Genomic DNA, 16,668 nt, shown 5'->3' with positions numbered 1-16,668 from the left:
GCTCTTATTCCTCGAATTCTGTGTCTTGGTGGATAGTTCGCTACGGGGGAAGGATCAGCCTTCCAGTACGCCGTAGATATCGCTTTCAGTCATGATGATCAGCTCTTCGCCGTCCACCTTGAGGGTGTTGCTGTCTGCATAGCGACCGAATACCACGGTATCGCCAACTTTTACGCTCAGCGCGCGAACGTCGCCGTTATCCAGCTGCTTGCCTTCACCGACGGCAACCACTTCACCCTGGTTGGGCTTTTCCTTGGCAGCGCCCGGCAGAACAATGCCACCGGCGGACTTGGCTTCTTCTTCCTTGCGGCGTACGACTACGCGGTCATGTAAAGGACGAATTTTCATGGACATTATCTCCAATGACTCTGTTTATATGCATGGTTATGCGGCCCCGGGGGCCGGTGCCGGACGCAGGGCGTCACAGCACAAAAATTGGTGAGAGGTATTTAGGGGCAGCCGAGCCGATTTCAACAGTGGCGGGGCAATTTTTTTCAGAAATCGCAGTAAATCGACCAGATGGGGCGGCAATAGATCAATTTTCAATCAGCATTGCGATTTTCCGGAGGCTCGGCGGACCCGCGCTCATGGCGTTCCTCCCTCCGGAACTCCCCTTCGATGATATCGATCCGGGTTTCACCATCGGTGCCGGGGCCGCGCCCGGCCGGAGTAATGATGAAGAAACGTTTCAGGAGCCCCCCCACCAGCCAGTGGCGTACCCCGGGAATCAGGCAGGCGAAGCCCAGCGCATCGGTGAAGAAACCGGGCGTCAACAGGAGTGCACCACCCACGGCGAGAAATATACCCTCCACCATTTCACCCGCCGGCATCTCCCCGGTCGCCATTTTCTGGTTGGCCCGCGCGAGGGTAGCGAGCCCCTGCTGGCGTAACAGCCCCACGCCGATGATCGCGGTCAGCAACACCAGAGCAATCGTTGGCAGGGCACCAATGCGGCTGCCAACGGCAATCAACAGCCACATTTCAATAATCGGTATTGCTATAAACAGCGCGAGCAGTGGGCGCACAGGTCACTCCTTTAATTAGCAAAATTCAAATATGGGGCCTTCCGCGCCAAATGAAAGGTTTTGCCGACAGCTCATGTCGCCAACAGCCCTGCATGTTAGACTCGCCACCGAAAAAAGAACAGCGTCCACCTACAAGCGCAACGGGCGTTCAGACTAAGATCAAATCCCAGTTTGGGAATAAAGGAAAGCCAATGAAAATTGCCGAGAGCGTAATTGTGATCACCGGTGGCGGCCAGGGGCTGGGCCGCGCAATGGCCACCTACCTGGCCGCAAAAGGGGGTAGCCTGGCACTGGTCGACCTCAACGAAGAACGCCTGCAGGAGACCGTCGAGCTCTGTGAGAAGGCCGGCGGCAAGGCGAAGTTTTACCTGGCCAATGTCACCGATGAGTCCGCCGTTGAGGAAACCTTTGCCAGCATCAAGGCGGATTTCGGCAAGATTTCGGTACTGATCAATAACGCCGGCATCATGCGCGACGGCATGCTGCTCAAGGTCAAGGAGGGCAAGCTGGTAGACCGCATGTCCCTGTCGCAGTGGCAGTCCGTGATCGATGTGAACCTGACCGGCGTTTTCCTCTGCGGCCGCGCTGCGGCGGGCATCATGGCGGAAGATGGCAATGGCGGAGTCATCATCAACATATCCAGCCTCTCCAAGGCCGGCAATATGGGCCAGACCAACTACTCGGCCACCAAGGCAGGCGTTGCCGCCATGACCGTGACCTGGGCGCGCGAGCTTGGGCGTTACCACATTCGCTGTGCGGGCATAGCACCGGGCTTCATCGGCACGGAGATGGTCGCCCAGATGCGTCCGGAAATTCTTGAAGGACTGGTAAAGCAGGTGCCACTGCGCCGCATCGGACAGCCGGAGGAAATTGCACAGACTGCCGCCTTCATCATCGAAAACGATTATGTCAGTGGACGGGTACTGGAGATTGATGGCGGCGCGCGCATCTGAGGGCGGTAGTTTTCACTGCTCCTCTTGCTGCAGCCACTTCTCCCGCTTTCTATAGATCGTGGAGGGACTGACCTCAAGCAGCCCCGCTGCCTTGATGATATTGCCGCCACAAAGCTTGATGGCGTGCTCGATTGTTTCCCTTTCTACCCACCACAGCGGCTGGACCTCCTGGTCGCCGCGCCGGCGGCCATTCTTGCGCAAGCGCTGCTGCATATTGGCCAGTGAAGCGCCCATGCCAAGCTGGGCAGCCGGTCTCTGCTGATACTTCATGGCCTCGTTCATCGGCCCCTCCAGCATTGCCGCGGTGACAACAGGGCCGTAATTCAGCGCAATCACACCCTTGAGGATATTTTCCAGCTGGCGCACGTTGCCCGGCCACGGGTAATCACGCATGCGCTCGAGCGCATCTTCGTCAAAATTAACGAAGTCCTTGTTCCAGGCCTCGCTGTAAGCCCTCAGGAAATGGCGCGCCAGGAATTCCACATCACCGGCCCGCTTGCGCAGTGGCGGCAAGTCAAACATCACCACATTCAGGCGATAATAGAGGTCCTCGCGAAACTCGCCGCGGGATACCGCTTCAGACAGGGAAGTTGACGACGCGGAGACAAACTGCGCCTCAAACTTCTCCGGCGTATGACTACCTAGAGGAACAAACTCACGCTCCTGGACCGCGCGCAGCAATTTGGCCTGCAGCGGCATCGGCAGTGTCGTGACTTCATCGAGAAACAGGGTGCCATGCCCGGCCGACTTGAGTGCGCCGGCATGATCGGAGGTCGCGCCGGTGAAAGCGCCGCGCCGGTGCCCGAACAACTGGGACTCCATCAGGTTTTCGTTGAGATTGGCGCAATTGATTGCGATAAACGGCTGCTCGCGGCGCGGGCTCTCCAGGTGGCAGGCCCGTGCGGCCAACTCCTTGCCAGTGCCTGTCTCGCCGGTAATAAATACCGGTACATCCGCAGCCGCACAGCGGCTGATGCTGGTGAACACCTCTTCCATGAGGCTGCACTGGCTCAATATTCCGTGGAAGTTATTGACTGCCATAATTCCTTTTCCGCCATACCCCTACATCCGGCCGAAAAGGCCGTAACCCAATAACTATAGCGGGAATCGAACAGGCAGTTCGTACTTGAATGGCACGCCTGACCTTGTTACAGAGCAGTCGCGCGCCAGAGAGAAGAGAAAAGAAGAATTACAGAAGGCATGTACCCGGGCCGTGGACCCGGGTGCGCCAATTACCATTCGTAACCGACACCAACCGTCACGCGTGTGTCCATTTTTTCCTTGTCACCTGATGGCTGGCCATCGTAATCGGTTTCGTAGCGTACTTCGGTGACAATTTTCTGGGTAAACGGCATGCGCATGCCCAGTTTCACCTGGCTCTCGATGTCCGCACTGTCCTCCAGTGACCACAGGGCTTCCTGGTTGTAGAACAGCTCGGGCCCGAGGCCGAGTTTGTAGCGGTATTCTGCAGCCCAGCGCCAGGCCGCGTACTGGGAGGTGGCGTCCTCACCTTCCACTTCTTCGATGCGGCGCTCATCCAGACCGGTAAAGCCGCTCTGCAGGACCAGCGCGGCCTTGTCGGTTTCAAAGAAACGGTAACCGATACCCAGACCCAGCGCGGTCCTCAGTTCAATATTCTTGGCTTCATCATGCTGGCCGGTGGTATTGGCCGAAGCGAACCACTTGTCGCCGAACACCCAGCGCATCTCGTAGCCGAGAAGGATATTCTCTACATTCTTTGCATCTTCGCCGATACGGTTCTGGTACACGGAACGCAGCTTGTGCTGGAGGTCGCCGTCCAGGATGTCGTAGTTGCCGTTGATGTCCCAGTTCTTGCGCTCGACATTGCCGCTTTCGAAAATACCGGCAGCGGAAATGCGTCCCTTATGGGTGACCGGGGAGGCTTCGAATGTCGCGTAAGGCAGCGCCCGTTCCACCCCCTGGAAATCCATGATCCAGCCCGGCCCACCGGCACAGTCCAGCTCCCAGCGCTCACTTGCGTGACTCTCAAGAGAACACGGGTCATTTCGTCCCGCGACCTTCAGGTTCACTTCGGTATCGATGGAGAGGATCTTGGACTTGTCGACAACCATGGTGCCGAAATTTTCGGACTGCCACGTCACCGTATTCGGCTCGACCAGCAGTAACTCACCGTGCAACAGGTCGCCATTGACCAGCGTCAGAGTGCCCGCCGATGCCTGGGCAGCAACAGTCAGGGATGCCAGCCCCCCGCAGAGCCAGGCAAAGAGTCTATTCAACGAATTTTACCTCTGGACTGCGATTCACAGGCTCCGGACAATAGGGCCTTGCCCCCGGGAATACCACTCGTGAACGCAAGAATATGCAAAAAACACCTTTAAGCGACAATGATGCCACAACGCGTATTCATCGTGTACTCTCGATGGTGCCCGCAGGTCGCGTTGTCACTTACGGTGATCTGGCAGCCATGGCCGGCCTGCCCCGCGCTGCGCGATTCGCCGGTCAAGTGTTGAAAAACCTGCCGGTAGGCTCGGATCTGCCATGGCACAGGGTGGTCAACGCCAGTGGCCGGATCTCACTGGACGGGGCCGCCGCGCAACGCCAGGCGGCGAAGCTGGCTCAGGAGGGCGTGGAAGTCATTGCCGGGCGCGTGGCACTGAAGCGTTATCGGTGGGACCCGCAACAAACACCGGGCCCCTGATCAATAATGAACAGATAAATACAGCAGCAGCTAAGGAAGGCCGCCATCATCTCTCGCAGCGAATTCTCCGAGCATCTCAAGACTTACCTGGACAAGCGCGTACTCACCGTTTTCGCCCTGGGTATTTCCAGTGGCTTTCCCTGGGTCATTATCGGGTCATCCCTCACCCTCTGGCTGAAAGAGAACGACCTGTCGCGCACAACCATCGGCTATTTCGGTGCGGTGTTCGCGGCCTACTCCCTGAACTGGCTCTGGTCGCCGCTGGTCGACAGGATCCACCTGCGCTTCCTCGGCCAGCGCCGCGGCTGGATATTCCTCGGGCAGATGGGCATTGCCGCCTGCGCCTACTACATCAGCCGCCAGTCACCGGCAGACAGCCTCGAGGTCATCGCCTGGGCGGCGGTCGCCCTCGCCTTCTTCGCCGCCACTCACGATATTGCCATCGACGCCTTCAGGATCGACAGTTTCGCCGACCACGAGAAAAAGGCCCTCACCGCGGCATCGGCCATGACCACCTCAGGCTGGTGGACTGGATACGCCGGTCTGGGCTTCTTCCCGCTGTGGCTGTCCGACAACCCCAACTGGACCTGGCCGGATATCTACGTATTGATGACAGTCATGGTTGTCGCCATCTCCCTCGTCACCATCCTTGCGAAGGAGCCGGTAACCAACCGCGATGCGATGCAGGAGAGCGCAGAAAACAACTACCTGCACAAGGTGGCCTCGGCCTCAAAAGCGCAGAACATGGGCATCATTTTCACGCTCTTCGGCCTGGTGGCCACCGTCGCGCTGCTCTTTGCGGACCTCCTCGGGCACAGTGCGTTCGTATTGCTTGGCCTCTTGCTGGTCGCACTGGCTGTGCAGCTGGTCAGGGTCGCGCAGCAGGAGGCAAGCGCAAGCCAGAGCCTGCAAGTGCAGCCCATTCACAAGGTGACATCCTGGTTAATCGTGACCCTGGTCGAACCGTTCCTGGAATTTTTCCGGCGCAACGGTGTGAAACTTGCGGCAGCAATCCTGGCCTTTATTTTCCTGTTCAAGATTGGCGAGGCCTTCCTCGGCCGGATGTCGGTGGTCTTCTATGCAGAAATCGGCTTCAGCAATACCGATATCGCAACCTACTCCAAGCTATTGAGCTGGTGGGTGACGATCCTGTTCTCCGTGGTCGGCGGCATCTTCAATATGCACTTCGGGATCGTTCGCGGGTTGATGATCGGCGGCATTGCCATGGCGGCGAGTAACCTGCTGTTTTCGGCCATGTCGATCATCGGGCCCAATATCCCGTTCTATGCGTTTACGGTCATCGTCGACGGCTTCTGCCAGGCCTGGTCGACGGTCGCCTTTGTCGCGTTCCTATCCATGCTGAGTAATAAGGCGTTCACCGCGTCCCAGTACGCACTGATGGCCTCGCTCGGGACCTTCTCGCGCACCCTGTTGTCGTCCTACAGCGGCGCGCTGGTGGACTGGCTTGAAGGCGACTGGTTCATATTCTTTGCCATCACCGCACTGATGGTCATTCCAAGCCTGATCCTGCTGTGGAGTATCCGCAAGCCGCTCGACCGGATATCTGAAACCGTACAGGTGCGGCCTTGAATGCTCGCGCGCCGATCCTGACACTTCGAAACCTGAGTAAATCCTACGATGGATTTGAAGCGGTCAAGGGGATCTCCCTGGAGATTCCCACCGGTATCTGCTTTGGCCTGCTTGGACCTAACGGCGCGGGTAAGACCACCACCATTGAAATGATAGAGGGCGTGTCGACGCCGACTGCCGGCGACATCCTGTACAAAGGTGACCCGCAGCGCCGCCAGCTTGCAGACCAGGCAGGCATACAGTTCCAGTCGACGGCGCTGATGGACTATCTCAAGGTCAATGAAGTACTTGACCTGTTCGCCAGTTTTTACCCCGCGCCCATGCCGCGCCAGCAACTGGTCGACCTGTGCCAGCTGCAGGATATTCTGGATCGCTCCGCCTCAAAGCTGTCCGGTGGCCAGAGGCAGCGCCTGTTGCTGGCTGTTGCCCTGGTGAATGACCCGGAACTGGTCTTCCTAGATGAGCCCACAACCGGGCTGGATCCGCATTCACGCAGGCAGTTCTGGCACCTGGTGGAAACCATCCGCGCGCGAGGCAAGACGGTCCTGCTGACCACCCACTATATGGAGGAGGCGGAGCGCCTCTGCGACGACCTCGCCATCATGAACCAGGGCAAGATCATCGCGCGCGGCAGCCCGCAGGCGCTGCTCGATGAGCACTTCGAACACGTGCTGGTGTGCCTGCCGCAGACACACTTCACGGACAATTGCGAAGCGTTACGCCGCGAGCTCGCCGATACCCTGAGCTTCAGCGGTGGCCAGGCCATGATCACCTCATCCTCCGTGGACAGGACACTGCAACAACTGATCGAGAGTAATATCTCGCTGGACGGTTTGCAGGTTCGCAACCCCACCCTCGACGACCTGTTCCTGAAGCTCACCGGCCTCTCCCTGGAAGCGCAGGAAAGTCTCGCTAGCGAGGGGAGCACTGGATGATTTCCCTGAGAAATATCAGGGCGCTGTTCATTGCGCGCAACAAGGAATACTACCGCGACAAGGGCTCGCTGTTCTGGTCATTCCTGGTACCGCCGCTGATTGTTGCCGTGATCGGGTTTGCCTTCTCCCGCCAGGACCCGGCGATTTTTTCGGTGGGTGTACTCGGCGCTCCGCAAGCCGAAGCCCCGCCTGTCCTACAGCAGGATTACATCCGCACGATTTATTACGACGATCTCAACCGGGCAACCACCCAGCTGCGCTACCAGCAGCTGGACCTGCTATATGACCCACAGGCAGGCAAATACTGGATCAACCCCCGCTCCGTCAATGGCAAAGCGGTTGAAAAACTGTTGCGCGTGCCGGCTGACAGCCCACAGATGTCGATGGAGCGTGCGGAGGTGCCCGGCAGGGCGATACGCTATGTGGACTGGGTAATTCCGGGCGTGTTGGGCATGAATATGATGTTCAGCGCCCTGTTCGGCGTGGGCTATGTCATTGTTCGCTATCGCAAGAATGGCGTACTGAAACGGCTGCAGGCAACCCCGGTGAAGCCGGCTGAATTCCTGCTGGCGCAGGCGCTGTCCCGGCTGTGTATCCTGCTGATCGTATCCACCATCGTTTTCATCGTGTGCAAGCTGATGGTCAACTTCCTGATGCTCGGCAGCTACAGCACGCTTTATATCATCGCCATATGCGGCAACCTGGCGCTGATCGCGCTGGCCCTGATTATTGCTGCGCGCACAGCCAGCGAAGAAGCCGCGAATGGCATCCTCAACTTTTTCAGTTTCCCGATGTTGCTGCTGTCCGGTGTCTGGTTTTCTCTGGATCAGGCGCCGGAATGGCTCCAGGGTGTCGCCGCAGTTTTCCCCCTGACGCATATGGTGAGCGCTGCGCGCTCCGTCATGCTAGAGGGAGCAACACTTGCAGACGTTGCGCCACAACTCGGCATCCTGCTGGCGATGACGATCGTTTTCCTGATAATCGCCGCCACACTTTTCCGCTGGCGCGAGGATTGAAAGCGCCTTAAGCCGGTGCAGGCATATCCACGTTGCCACCGCTCAGCACCAGTACAACTTTCTTGCCGCGGAAGCGGCTAGCGTGCTCAAAAACGCCGGCGAGTGAGACTGCCGCCGAGGGCTCCACCAGCTGCTTCATCCGGCTCCAGATCAGATGCATCGCATCGCGAATACCATCTTCGGATACCGTAACGATATCCTGTACCGTATCGCGAACAACCGCAAAATTCCGTTCGCCAATCGTGGTGCGCAGGCCATCGGCAATGGTGTTCGAGACCACATCGGTCCGGCGTACACCCGAGCGCAGGGAAAGGTGCGCATCGGCCGCGCCGGCAGGCTCGGCACCGATCAATTTGCACTCCGGCAACAGCCCCCTCAATGCCAGGCCGGTACCGGCGAGCAGGCCTCCGCCACCGATGGGAGCCACCACAAGATCCGGTACAAAACCCCGCTCGCGACACTGGCGCACCAGCTCCACTCCCACGGTGCCCTGGCCGGCAATAATGCGCGGGTCGTCGTAAGGCGGAACCACATGTGCCCCCGTCTCGCTTACCACATCCGCAAGCGCAGCCTCACGATTGGCCAGGGTCGGGCCACACTCGACAACCTTCGCGCCGTAACCCGCAACAGCGGCCTTCTTCACCGCCGGGGCGTTCTCGGGCATGACCACAATGCTCTCCCGGCCGCTGGCTGCTGCCGCCCACGCTAACGCGGCACCGTGGTTACCGGACGAATGGGTGGCCACCAGCTTCTGCTCAGGCGGAAGCTGCAACACCGCATTGACCGCCCCCCTTGCCTTGAACGCGCCCACCTTCTGCAGGTGCTCACACTTGAAGTACAGCTCCGCACCCGCCAGGTCCGACAGGCGCTCAGAGGTCATCAATGGCGTTTCATGCACAAATGGCGCAATGCGCTGGGCAGCGCTGAATACATCTTCGGTGGCGGGTAAATTCAGAGACATATGATGACCAACACAATATTACTGACAGGGAATAAACCGAGAGCCCTCGGGATCTCACAGGATAATTCAACTAACGCCAGTTTTCTTATTTTTCATGGCTTCTTCTCTCCCGTGGGCCTATCTTTCCAGCAGCGCAAACAATAACTATTGACTCCAATATGGGCATTTCAACGGCGAGCATCAATACCGCGAAGAGATTTCTACGACGTAAAAACAGGCATGCGGCGCTGCAAACATTGACCTCCGCAGCAATGTTTTTCTGGCGCGCCGATAAGGCGGCACGGATGCGGATGTCCGAATACGTCGACGCGCTCTGCGGCCTGAAACCATTTACACAGGCCCACCCCTCACAAAGAGACTGCCGTTGTTATCCTGGCCTTCAAGCTACCCCCGAACACGCATCGTCCCGTTTTTTCTGGATTACGGACCTAGAAGCAAACTGGAAAACCATTCTGGCGGAGTACTTCGAATTGGAGCAGAGAAACGTATTCCAGCAGCATCAACATAGGTTCCTGCTACCGCAAGGGACATGGGACACTTTCTATCTCTGGAGCTCAGGCAGGCCTTTACCTGGAGTACGAGAGTTTTGCCCAAGAACCTTTGATTTATTACGGTCGATTACGGAAACACATCGTGCTGGCCGTGCTTTCTTTTCAGTTATGCGCCCCAAGACCAAAGTTTCTCCCCATACAGGCCCGGTTAACACCCGCTTGAGAGTACACCTACCATTACTGGTGCCGGAAGATTGCGGCATGAAGGTTGCTGGACGTACTTTCCACTGGGAGGAAGGCAAGTGCCTGATATTTGATGACAGCCTAACTCACGAAGTCTGGAACTGCTCAAGCAAAAATCGCGTCGTATTGCTATTTGACTTTTGGCATCCAGACCTATCTGAGGCTGAACGAAAAACACTGGGCATGCTGGACTCTCTAACGAATTATCAAAATCAGTACACGGATCACATCGTAGAGCGACAGAGGCAATTAGTGAGAGAGATCTACCAGGGAACAGAAGAGGTAAAAAAGCGATGAGCATAGCAAATTTCAGTTACCGTGCGAGCAACAAAGTATTTGGAAAAAATGGAAAAAATGCGTTTTTGCAAACTCTGTCAAAGGCATCCCTTAAGTATTATAAAGCCGAGAAAAGCGCTTATACGCGCATGGCTGAATTTGTTGAGGGAGTTTGTCAGCTCAGACCACACAGACGCATGCATGATATGCAGTCTGACCGCTGGTACTATCCAGATCTCTCAGCTGTACCCTACCCGGATACTTCAAAGTTCAACTGGATACCGATGCTCGAATCCCGTTGGCAAGATATCCGTAACGAATACCTATCGCTTGAAAAATACGGAATTCTGCACGGACACCAGAATGCTTACCATACAGAGAAGGGTCAATGGGATACTTTCTACCTCACGTCAGTAGGCTATCCTCTTCCCGAAATAGACAAAATCTGTCCTATCACCTGCCAACTCCTGTCGGAAATACCAGAAACACATGGCGCAGGCCCCGCCTATTTTTCCATCATGCGTCCGGGGACGAAAGTAGCCCCGCATTACGGCCCCTTTAACTACCGACTTCGTTGCCACCTAGGATTATCGATTCCAAATAATTGTGGTATTGATGTTGCTGATGAAAGAAGAGAATGGCAAGAAGGTCGCTGCCTGGTGCTAGACGACAGCATTCTTCACAGTGTCTGGAACGACTCCAGCGAAAATCGGGCGGTCCTGCTCTTCGATTTCTGGCACCCAGAACTTTCGTTGGCAGAGAGAAAAACATTAGAGCTTATTGATTCCGTCACAGCAACCAGAAAATATTATATCGAGACAGTGAGAAAAAATCAGAAAGAAAGCGTGAATGCCTTCTTTTCCGCGAAGAGAAAATCGAGCAGGCATAACCTGCTCGAAACAAGTTGATCAACGTAACTTGCGCAGCAGCTTGAACTTACCCGAAGTGAAAGGTGCGTAACGCACCTTGAGATCCAGCATGGTTTTCTTCTTAAGCACAGCCTTGAAGTGGCTGAAAGTCTTGAAGCCATGCTCGCCGTGGTAGGCACCCATTCCGCTCGGGCCCACCCCACCAAACGGCAGGTCATGTACCGCCATAAACATCATGCAGTCATTCACACAGGCGTTGCCGGAACTGCAATTTTCCAGGATCCGGTCGGCGAATGCGTCGTCCTGACTGAACACGTACAGTGCGAGTGGTTTGTCCCGGCCATTGACGAAATCCTCCACCATATCCAGGCTCTCGATCTCCACTACCGGCAGGATCGGGCCGAAGATCTCCTCCTGCATCACTACAGAGTCCAGGCTGACACCGGTCAGGATCGTGGGTGCGATATAACGCTCTTCTACATCCGCCTCGCCACCCATAAAGGCTTCACCATCTTCCAGGTATGCCGCGAGGCGCGCGGCGTGGCGCGAGTTGACGATACGGCCGTAATCATCCGAGGCCTTGGCCTCTTCCCCGAACATTTCGCGCGTCGCGTCAGCGATTGCCGGCAACAGGCGTGCGGCCATAGCCGGAGTACAAAGCAGATAATCAGGGGCGATACAGGTCTGGCCGGCATTGGTAAATTTGCCCCAGGCGATACGGCGCGCGGTAACTTCCAGATCCGCGTCATCCGCAACAATACACGGGCTCTTGCCGCCCAGCTCCAGGGTCACCGGGGTCAGGTGCTTCGCCGCCGCAGCCATCACGATTTTGCCCACATTACCGCCACCGGTATACAGGATGTGGTCCCAGCGCTGCTCGAGCAGTGCGGTGGTTTCCTCAACCGCGCCCGGTACTACCCGGAATGCGCCGTTGTCCAGGTACTGCGGCAGCAACTCCTCAATCAATGCGGAGGTGGCAGGCGCCAGCTCAGACGGCTTCAGCACCGCGCAGTTGCCTGCGGCGATAGCCGGCACAAGCGGCGCCAGTGCGAGTTGCAGGGGATAGTTCCATGCGCCGATCACCAGTACCACGCCGAGTGGTTCCGGCTGCACGTAGCTCTTGCCGGGCTGAACAACCATTGGCGTGGCAACCTTGCGCCTGCGCATCCACTTTTTCAGGTGCTTGAGCGCGTGCTGGATATCACCCTGCACGGACGATACTTCGGTCGCCCAGCCCTCCAGCGGTGCCTTGTGCAGGTCGGCCTTCAGGGCCTCGAGAAAACGCGCCTCATGGTCCGCGAGCATACGGCTCAGCTGTCGTAGCTGGCGCCGGCGCCAGTCGAGGCTGCGCGTCCCACCGCTGATGAAGTAGTCACGCAGCTCACCGACCAGGCCCGCTGCATCAAATCCGGCACCCTGGTTACCGGCCGGCACACGCACAATTGCACTCGCTTCCATCTTATTTTCCCGAATTCATTCAATTTTCATACCGGCAAACCGGCATCTTGGGGCTATTAGAGCGCCTCCGGCGCGGCCTGACAACGACCCGATTGCTGCGACAGGACTGGCAAATCTGGTCAATCGGGATCACACCCGCAGTCCGCCTGCCCCGCTACAGACCCACAGGTTACAGACCAATCAGTACTGCCAGTGCGATGACTGTGATCCAGAGCAGCAGCGTGCGCGACAGCAGTGAACGCAGCGCTTCCAGTTGCGCGCCACAATATTTGCGCCCGTCTACGCCGCCAGCCTCGGACATACAGGCCCCGGGGTGAATACCGCCCAACGCCCCCTCCAGGTATTCCTCCAGCACGTCGACGGTACTGCGCTGGCCGCAGCCCAGACAACGACGCCAGGCTTCGTAACAGCCGGCGAAATTTCCGACCACGGCGAAAGAAAAGCCCATAACCCGGACCGGCAGCCACTCCAGTAGCCAGAGCCAGCGCTGCGCCAACCCGTCTTCCCGGTGGCTATTGCGGTAGATCGCGCTCAGGCGGTAGACCAGCGCACCGCCAATGCCGGCGACCAGAAACCAGAACAGCACGGCGAACAACCTTTCAAAGGCTCGATAGGCGGTGGCGCGGAACATCTGTTCTTGCATCTGTTCTGCATTTTCGACATCACCCGTCTGGCCGGCCTCGCGCAGCATCGGCTCCACGACCTGCCACGCGCCTTCGCTATCGCCGCGGTACCAGTGCTTCAGGTAGTTCGCTACGGTCTCATTGAAGTCTCCCCTGCCCATGCAGTAGAGCAACAGAGGAACAGACACAACCAGCAGGAAGAACCCACCGAATATGGCATCAACCATCGCCAGTAACAGCGAGACCGCCAGTGCGGGCAGGAAGATCGAGGCAAACATGACACCACCGCGAATTGCCGCAAGCCCCTTAAGCTGCTGCAAGCGCTCAGCCAGCCTCGCGTACCACTCGTCCTTGTGCAGTGGCGCACCGGAACCCCAGATCTGGACCAGAGCCAGCGTCAACAAGATGATCAGAAGTGACATTTCCCACCCGTTCAATTAATGGTTCAACTGTTGAACCCGGATAACACCTCACGATAGCGTTGCCAGTCAAAGCCGATGCCCGGGTCTTTTTTACGCCCGGGTGCGATATCGCTGTGGCCGGTAATACGCTCCGGGGTAATCCCCGGGAAGGCTTTCATTACAGCCCCGGTAACCTCCACCAGGGCATCGTATTGCGCATCGGTAAACTCATCGGTATCCGTGCCCTCCATCTCGATGCCGATGGAAAAATCATTGCACGCACTGCGCCCGCAAAATTCTGAAACGCCGGCGTGCCACGCGCGTTGGTTCAGGGGCACATACTGTGTCACCCGGCCGTGCCGGTCGATCAGCATGTGTGCCGAAACTTTGAGCTCGCAGATTTCCTCGAAATAGGGATCGGCACTGGCATCGAGGTGTCCGGCAAAGAAATCATCAATCCAGGCCCCGCCATATTGGCCCGGTGGCAGGCTGATACTGTGAATCACCAACAGATCCACGTTTTCATTTTCCGGCCGGCAATTGCAGTGCGGGCTGCGTACGCGGCGCACGCCTTCCAGCCAGCCATCTATTACGGACAATCCCATACGGCCCTCTGTATCAACTTTCGCCTGCGGCGGGCTCTGCCGCCCACAATTGCCAGAGCCGCACTGCCCTGTCAGGCACGGCGCCCCAGCACAGCGCATAAATTGCGAACAGGATACCTTGAAACCGGGATTTTAGAAAAGGAGGTGGGCGGGAGCCAGACTGGCCCCGCCGGACAGGCAGTCAGGTAATCTGAATGGCGCGGCGCCTACTGACCGCGCCCCTTGCGCACATTGCCAATGACGGATTGCAGTGCGCGCTCGAACAGCATGCCGTCATCCAGGGCAATCAGGCGCGCCTCGCCCAGCGCTGCCGCCAGCTCATGACGGTCAAACTGCGCCACCTTGGCGCCATTGCGATTGACGAAGATAAAGCTGTCCAGCTTCTGGATAACCGCGGCGAGCCGGCAACGGAACGCTTCTTCGCCATCGCGCTTGAACTCAAACCAGCTGCCGGGCACCAGTTCATAGGTCTGTTTCCAGTAGAGGTCATCTTCACGCCCCTCTGCCTCCGGCTCGGCAGCCTCGGGCTCCTGCGCCATGGCCTCCAGCTGCTCCACCTCTGGAACCGTAACTTCCGCATGCGCCACTTCACCCTGCGAGGGTTCTTCCGCTGCGGTTTGTTCAGGCGCTGCATCTGCCTCAACCAGGTCGAAACGAACCTGGTAAGCCCGCTTCAGGTCCGCAAACATGCTGCGCACCTCGAAAGGGTTCAGCGATATCGACTCCGCCGCTTCCTGCAGGCGCTTCTGCAGCCCCGGTAGCAATGCCACCATTTCCTTTCTGTTCTGCGGCATGGGCGCAACCATGCTCCAGACCAGATCTCGCGCCGTTTCGACCTGCGCATGCCACGCGTCACTCTCCGCTCCGTCGCGGACGAGGGCAAGATAAAGTACCCGCGCGCATACATCGTGCAGCCAGCGCCTGGCCACTTCCGACAATTCCTGCCCGTCTTCCAGGGTCGCCAACAGCGACTCGACAGAGGCCCGCGCCGCCGCAGTTCTCGCCTCGCCATCAGCCTCATCGACAACACGGCGCTCGACAACTTCTGCACGTCGTTGCTGCTGATCAATGAACGCATTGAAGCTTGCAACCGCATCCGCAAATACGTTGATGTCGCTCTCGAACCCTTCCAGCACCGTTGTCACCACACTGCTCACCTGCAGGTAGAACGGGTCCTCTCGGTACTGATCCGATTGCTGCCAGCCCGTCGCCGCGTCGGCAATCGTATTCAGGAGCTTGCGCGCCGGATGGCCGCCCTGACTGAAGAAGGACTTGTCGGCAACCGCGACCTTGAGTAATGGCAACTGCAGGCGTCCGATCAGGATCTTGATCGGGTCAGCCAGGTTACGATCCTCCAGAATGAAAGAAAACAGCATTTCAATAAGCTTGATGATGTCGCGGTCAATCTTGGCGAGTGATGCAGACTGGCCCACCTCCTGCAGGCGATCCCCCAACAGGCTGTTGATGTCGAGGATACGCATGCCCGCCACACTGCTGCGCAGCTGCAGCAGCTGCAGTGCGGCAAGGTGGTTGAGGAGGTCGTTGGAAGCCAGTACCGGCGCACCGCTATCCTGTGGCAGCAGCCCGATGGAGGTAGCCGCGCCCGGCTGTGACGGCATGCTGATCTGTATTGTGGTGACCTCACCCTCGCTGCCAGTCGCCCCAATGGAACCGACCTGCCCTTCTGCTTTGGTCGGTTCAACAGGCGGTGCGGCTGCCGGCCGTGCAGCTGCAGGCCGCTCGACCGGTCGTGGATTTTGTGGCTTCTGCGGCTTTCGCGGTTTCGAGCCCAGATCCGGCAGAATACCGGCCTCCACCAACTGCTGGTTGCACTGCTCGTAAAGCTCCCCCAGCCGGCGCATCACTTTCTGCTCAAACTTCTTCAGCACGGTCAGCCGCGCCCGGATATGCAGCGAGATACCGTCAATAGCATCGACGAATGCGTTGCTGACCGCATCCGGGCCAAAAGGGTTGTTCTTCTGGTAAATTTTTTCAGGTAACAGGGTGTCGATGCGCGCGGTCAGGCTGCTCAGCGCCGGGGCAAAATCCTGGCTGGCCTTCGCCACCATGCTGTCCACCGCCACCATCTGCTCGAGATCGTCATTAGCCACGAGTGTCAGTTCGTGGCCTGCAGCGGCTGCTTCGCGCCTGGATTCGGCCCAACCCTGCATGGCGACATACTCGTCAAAGCGATCCACGAACTTGCGCGCGAGCTTGCCTCGCTCAACCCGCAGGTCACGCAGTGCTGCGAACAACCCATCCTGCTCTTCCTGCCGATGCGCTTTTTCCGCCATGGCAAACAGAGAATCGTCCGCACTGGTGAAGACTTCCCTGACCCAGTCCAGCAACAGGGTGCGGGACTTTTCCTGCAGGGAGACTACGGCCTCGGGCAGGGGCTCTGCCGGAGGCTTCTTGCCCGCAGGGGCAAACGTGAGGACATTTTCGTTATCTTTCAACTTCAACAACCCCTTCGACGAGACCGGCGGCAACAGAGTCACGCGCACCGTACTATCTCCCGGTACCAATTCCAGCAGCAAAGCAT

16 protein-coding genes are annotated in these 16,668 nt (G+C 58.0%); 7 read left to right on the top strand and 9 right to left on the bottom strand.

The genetic code is table 11. The annotated features are described in order from the left end of the window. Window positions 1-54: 54 nt before the first annotated feature. Both QSJ80_RS05765 and QSJ80_RS05760 read right to left on the bottom strand, forming a co-directional pair. Window positions 55-348: a co-chaperone GroES gene (locus QSJ80_RS05765; protein WP_285763420.1), complete on the bottom strand. Its 294-nt coding sequence runs from the start codon at window positions 346-348 to the stop codon at window positions 55-57. Between the two features lie 194 nt (window positions 349-542). After that, window positions 543-1,025, bottom strand: a complete 483-nt coding sequence (locus QSJ80_RS05760; protein ID WP_285763418.1) for an FxsA family protein — start codon at window positions 1,023-1,025, stop codon at window positions 543-545. A 191-nt stretch (window positions 1,026-1,216) separates the two neighbouring features. Between QSJ80_RS05760 and QSJ80_RS05755 the strand changes: the two genes are divergently transcribed. After that, entirely contained in the window at window positions 1,217-1,978 is a 762-nt protein-coding gene (locus QSJ80_RS05755; protein ID WP_285763417.1) for an SDR family oxidoreductase, read from the top strand. A 12-nt stretch (window positions 1,979-1,990) separates the two neighbouring features. Here the strand turns inward: QSJ80_RS05755 and QSJ80_RS05750 are convergent, their stop codons facing one another. Together QSJ80_RS05750 and QSJ80_RS05745 are read right to left on the bottom strand one after the other, a co-directional pair. Continuing rightward, a complete protein-coding gene (locus QSJ80_RS05750) occupies window positions 1,991-3,019 on the bottom strand; it encodes a sigma 54-interacting transcriptional regulator (RefSeq protein ID WP_285763415.1) in 1,029 nt (342 codons plus the stop codon). 191 nt (window positions 3,020-3,210) lie between these two features. Further along, window positions 3,211-4,236, bottom strand: a complete 1,026-nt coding sequence (locus tag QSJ80_RS05745) for a DUF481 domain-containing protein (protein WP_285763414.1) — start codon at window positions 4,234-4,236, stop codon at window positions 3,211-3,213. Window positions 4,237-4,319: 83 nt separating this feature from the next. Between QSJ80_RS05745 and QSJ80_RS05740 the strand changes: the two genes are divergently transcribed. Genes QSJ80_RS05740 through QSJ80_RS05725 form a run of 4 tightly spaced genes read left to right on the top strand, consistent with a single transcriptional unit; the run spans window position 4,320 to window position 8,199 of the window. Continuing rightward, a complete protein-coding gene (locus QSJ80_RS05740) occupies window positions 4,320-4,658 on the top strand; it encodes an MGMT family protein (protein ID WP_285763412.1) in 339 nt (112 codons plus the stop codon). An 18-nt stretch (window positions 4,659-4,676) separates the two neighbouring features. Beyond that, window positions 4,677-6,248: an AmpG family muropeptide MFS transporter gene (locus QSJ80_RS05735; protein WP_352176211.1), complete on the top strand. Its 1,572-nt coding sequence runs from the start codon at window positions 4,677-4,679 to the stop codon at window positions 6,246-6,248. Then, window positions 6,245-7,183, top strand: a complete 939-nt coding sequence (locus QSJ80_RS05730; RefSeq protein WP_285763410.1) for an ABC transporter ATP-binding protein — start codon at window positions 6,245-6,247, stop codon at window positions 7,181-7,183. The genes QSJ80_RS05735 and QSJ80_RS05730 overlap by 4 nt, the downstream gene beginning before the upstream one ends. Beyond that, window positions 7,180-8,199, top strand: coding sequence for an ABC transporter permease (locus tag QSJ80_RS05725; protein ID WP_285763408.1), 1,020 nt, complete (start codon window positions 7,180-7,182; stop codon window positions 8,197-8,199). The genes QSJ80_RS05730 and QSJ80_RS05725 overlap by 4 nt, the downstream gene beginning before the upstream one ends. A 7-nt stretch (window positions 8,200-8,206) precedes the next feature. Here QSJ80_RS05725 and QSJ80_RS05720 read toward each other — a convergent pair whose 3' ends face one another. After that, entirely contained in the window at window positions 8,207-9,160 is a 954-nt protein-coding gene (locus QSJ80_RS05720; protein WP_285763407.1) for a threonine ammonia-lyase, read from the bottom strand. 158 nt (window positions 9,161-9,318) lie between these two features. Between QSJ80_RS05720 and QSJ80_RS05715 the strand changes: the two genes are divergently transcribed. Continuing rightward, complete coding sequence (locus QSJ80_RS05715) at window positions 9,319-10,191, top strand: aspartyl/asparaginyl beta-hydroxylase domain-containing protein (RefSeq protein WP_285763406.1); 873 nt, start codon at window positions 9,319-9,321, stop codon at window positions 10,189-10,191. Further along, the gene (locus QSJ80_RS05710; protein WP_285763404.1) at window positions 10,188-11,078 is read left to right on the top strand and encodes an aspartyl/asparaginyl beta-hydroxylase domain-containing protein; all 891 of its coding nucleotides are present in this window, start codon (window positions 10,188-10,190) and stop codon (window positions 11,076-11,078) included. The genes QSJ80_RS05715 and QSJ80_RS05710 overlap by 4 nt, the downstream gene beginning before the upstream one ends. Here QSJ80_RS05710 and QSJ80_RS05705 read toward each other — a convergent pair whose 3' ends face one another. From QSJ80_RS05705 to QSJ80_RS05690, 4 genes are all read right to left on the bottom strand, one after another. Further along, window positions 11,079-12,497 (bottom strand): aldehyde dehydrogenase family protein, encoded by a 1,419-nt coding sequence (locus QSJ80_RS05705; RefSeq protein ID WP_285763403.1) that lies wholly within the window; start codon window positions 12,495-12,497, stop codon window positions 11,079-11,081. Window positions 12,498-12,666: 169 nt separating this feature from the next. Then, complete coding sequence (gene ampE / locus QSJ80_RS05700; protein WP_285763402.1) at window positions 12,667-13,542, bottom strand: regulatory signaling modulator protein AmpE; 876 nt, start codon at window positions 13,540-13,542, stop codon at window positions 12,667-12,669. Between the two features lie 23 nt (window positions 13,543-13,565). Continuing rightward, the gene (gene ampD, locus QSJ80_RS05695) at window positions 13,566-14,126 is read right to left on the bottom strand and encodes a 1,6-anhydro-N-acetylmuramyl-L-alanine amidase AmpD (protein ID WP_285763400.1); all 561 of its coding nucleotides are present in this window, start codon (window positions 14,124-14,126) and stop codon (window positions 13,566-13,568) included. Window positions 14,127-14,332: 206 nt separating this feature from the next. Next, complete coding sequence (locus tag QSJ80_RS05690) at window positions 14,333-16,582, bottom strand: DUF1631 domain-containing protein (RefSeq protein WP_285763398.1); 2,250 nt, start codon at window positions 16,580-16,582, stop codon at window positions 14,333-14,335. Window positions 16,583-16,668 lie beyond the last annotated feature (86 nt).

This window comes from Biformimicrobium ophioploci (assembly GCF_030270605.1).
Lineage (GTDB): Bacteria > Pseudomonadota > Gammaproteobacteria > Pseudomonadales > Cellvibrionaceae > Biformimicrobium > Biformimicrobium ophioploci.
The sequence above is the reverse complement of the archived record's forward strand: the minus strand, read 5'-3'. Positions and strand labels throughout refer to the sequence as shown.

Coding starts and splice junctions, on each gene's coding strand:
- QSJ80_RS05710 (WP_285763404.1), top strand. CDS start 10,188: ATGAGCATAGCAAATTTCAGTTACCGTGCGAGCAACAAAGTATTTGGA.
- QSJ80_RS05725 (WP_285763408.1), top strand. CDS start 7,180: ATGATTTCCCTGAGAAATATCAGGGCGCTGTTCATTGCGCGCAACAAG.
- QSJ80_RS05705 (WP_285763403.1), bottom strand. CDS start 12,497: ATGGAAGCGAGTGCAATTGTGCGTGTGCCGGCCGGTAACCAGGGTGCC.
- ampE (WP_285763402.1), bottom strand. CDS start 13,542: ATGTCACTTCTGATCATCTTGTTGACGCTGGCTCTGGTCCAGATCTGG.
- QSJ80_RS05740 (WP_285763412.1), top strand. CDS start 4,320: ATGCAAAAAACACCTTTAAGCGACAATGATGCCACAACGCGTATTCAT.
- QSJ80_RS05750 (WP_285763415.1), bottom strand. CDS start 3,019: ATGGCAGTCAATAACTTCCACGGAATATTGAGCCAGTGCAGCCTCATG.
- QSJ80_RS05755 (WP_285763417.1), top strand. CDS start 1,217: ATGAAAATTGCCGAGAGCGTAATTGTGATCACCGGTGGCGGCCAGGGG.
- QSJ80_RS05765 (WP_285763420.1), bottom strand. CDS start 348: ATGAAAATTCGTCCTTTACATGACCGCGTAGTCGTACGCCGCAAGGAA.
- QSJ80_RS05720 (WP_285763407.1), bottom strand. CDS start 9,160: ATGTCTCTGAATTTACCCGCCACCGAAGATGTATTCAGCGCTGCCCAG.
- ampD (WP_285763400.1), bottom strand. CDS start 14,126: ATGGGATTGTCCGTAATAGATGGCTGGCTGGAAGGCGTGCGCCGCGTA.
- QSJ80_RS05715 (WP_285763406.1), top strand. CDS start 9,319: ATGGGCATTTCAACGGCGAGCATCAATACCGCGAAGAGATTTCTACGA.